Origin of the sequence: Streptomyces sp. UH6 (assembly GCF_013421635.1) — a bacterium.
In the GTDB taxonomy this organism is placed as follows: domain Bacteria; phylum Actinomycetota; class Actinomycetes; order Streptomycetales; family Streptomycetaceae; genus Streptomyces; species Streptomyces abyssomicinicus.
In genome coordinates, this window is record NZ_JACADT010000908.1 from 1 (window position 1) to 2,316 (window position 2,316).

At 73.4% G+C, this 2,316-nt stretch carries 3 protein-coding genes; 1 reads left to right on the plus strand and 2 read right to left on the minus strand.

Translation table 11 applies throughout. The features are described 5' to 3' along the window. The coding region (locus tag HW445_RS27425; protein ID WP_180223563.1) for a helix-turn-helix transcriptional regulator at nt 1-347 on the minus strand (347 nt) is incomplete at its 3' end. Nucleotides 348-547: 200 nt separating this feature from the next. On the opposite strand from HW445_RS27425, the gene HW445_RS27430 reads away from it, so the two are divergent. After that, a complete protein-coding gene (locus HW445_RS27430) occupies nt 548-1,756 on the plus strand; it encodes a PP2C family protein-serine/threonine phosphatase (protein WP_257231324.1) in 1,209 nt (402 codons plus the stop codon). A 46-nt stretch (nt 1,757-1,802) separates the two neighbouring features. Here the strand turns inward: HW445_RS27430 and HW445_RS27435 are convergent. Then, a partial coding sequence (locus HW445_RS27435) for a DNA glycosylase AlkZ-like family protein (RefSeq protein ID WP_180223565.1) occupies nt 1,803-2,316 on the minus strand: 514 nt, incomplete at its 5' end.

Below are 2,316 nucleotides of genomic sequence, written 5' to 3' on the forward strand. Positions count from 1 at the left end.
GGGGCCTGGCCGGCGGGGACCGTCTCCGCCTTCGCCCGGGCGGGCATGGCGGTGCACGGGGCGGGCACCGTCGGCGCGGTCGGCTCCGGGGGCGCCGGCGGGACGGGATAGAGCTCGGCGAGCTTCTCCAGCAGCCGCGCGTACGCCTGGCGCTCCGGGCCACGCGGCTCGGTCGGCTTCTTCACCGACTCCCAGCCGGACACCGTGGCCCGGCGCACCTTCAACGCGGTGGCGACTTCGTCCAGCGTCAGGCCGTGGGCCAGCCGCAGCCTTTTACGTTCCTCCACCGGCGGGAGCGGCGAGCGGGACGCGACCAACGCGTCGACCGCGTCGAACAACTCGGACATGGAACACCTCCTGACCCAGACCCTAACCACGTCAACCGTACGGATGGCGCACGCTCACCGTACCGACCGCGTACTCAGGGCGTTCCGCGAGGGTCGCGACGCCAGCACCCCCTGCCGGACCGCTGAGGCGGGAAAGGTGTACGGCACGGGCGCGTGGTGCCGCGACCGGGCGGTCACGGATAGAGACTGGGGCGGTGACCATGAACACTCTCCGCCGCTGGGTCGGCAGAACCCTCTCCCGGCAGCAGGTCTACGCGCCGCGGGAGCGGGTGCCGTTGCTGACCCGCCACGGCAGGGCCGCGTGGGTGCTCCCCATGGGCTGCCTGCTCGTCATCTTCCTCGTGGGTGAGCTGGGCTCGTCCATCCGGGTCGCGAACTGGCTGCTGATGGTCCCCCTGCTGGCGTCCGGGGTCTGTTCGCCGCTGGTCACCCTCATGTTCGGAGTGCTCGTGGTGGGGCTCAACCGATGGGTCGACATCGCCCACCCCTCGGCGGACATCCACACCGAGGACTTCCTGCTCCAGGTCACCGCGGCGCTCCTGGCGTTCCTCATCGCCGTGCTCCGGACGCAGGCGCACGCCTATGTGCGCCATCTCCAGAACGCGGCGGAGACCACCCGCCAGGTCATCCTGCCGCCGCTGCCGCCGGGATGGGGCGGGATCGAGTCCGCGGCCCACTACCAGGCGGCGGACGTCGAGGCGCGGGTCGGCGGGGACTTCTACGACGTGCTGGCGACTCCGTACGGGGCCCGGGTGATCCTGGGCGACGTCCAGGGCAAGGGCCTGCCCGCGGTGTCGAGCGCCGGCGCGGTGACGGGGGCCTTCCGCGAAGCCGGTTACCACGAAGCGGATCTGGACGTCGTGGCCCGGCGTCTGGAGCACGCGCTGTGGCGGCACAACCAGTTGCGGCAGGCCTACGGGGAGAAGACGGAACGGTTCGCGACCGCGGTCGTCCTCGCCTTCCCCAAGGAGCAGCCGCACACGGTCGAGGTGGTCAACTTCGGGCACGACGGCCCGTTCGTGGTCGGCCCGCGGGGCGTGTGGCAGCTGCCGCACGGCGCGGGCGCCCCGATCGGCATGGCCGAGCTCGTCGGTGGGACACCGCCCGTGCGCAGGGTCCGCGTCGGGCCGAGGGAGACGGTGCTGCTGGTCACCGACGGCGTGACGGAAGCGCGGAGCAAGGCGGGTGCGTTCTTCCCGCTGCGGCGCCGGCTGGACGAACTGGCCGCCGACCGGCCCGACGGGATCGCTCCCGTCCACCTGCTGAACGCGGTCCTCACGTCCGTGCGCGCTCACACCGACGACCGGTTCACCGACGACGTCGCGCTGCTCGCCGTCCGGGAGAACACCGAGGACCCGGCTCCCGCGCACGAGCCGGAACAGGAACAGGAACAGGACACCGCGACGTGACCGCGGCGTGCCGTGCCCTCGGTTCCGGCGCCGGTGACCCGCGGGGTCAGGGGCCGACGGTGATGCGTTCGACGACGGGCAGGCCCTTGTCCCACCAGTGCCCGTAGCGCCGGTAGACGGCCGGATCGCGGTCGGCGAGCACCGACGCGAGTCGCTGCGCCTCCTCGGTCAGTCCGCGCCGGTCGGTGGGGGTCAGCCGGTGGAAGGCGGTCAGCTCCACCGCGCCGTCGGCGCCGGTCCGCCACACCCCGGCGACCTGTCCGTCGACGAGCACGCAGGGCAGGATGTCGCCGTTGCGGCGGACGACCAGTGGCCGGTAGCCGGGAGGGATCAGCCGGCCCGGAGCGGCGTGCGCGAGCAGGCTGCTGTCCCACATCGGCAGAAGCCGTGGCGGAGCGGGCGTGTCCCCGGCCGGTACGGAGGCCTCCGGCAGGTCCAGCAGGGCGGCCGGGCCGGGTCCCGCCGGCCGCGCCAGCCGGTCCCCCAGCTCGTTCACCGCGCGGGTGATCACGGGCCGTGTGAGCAGGGTGAACCGGGCGAAGTCCGCGGCCGACGCGGGC

Excerpts from the sequence above, each read along its gene's own strand:
- HW445_RS27430 (WP_257231324.1), top strand. The coding sequence starts at position 548 with ATGAACACTCTCCGCCGCTGGGTCGGCAGAACCCTCTCCCGGCAGCAG.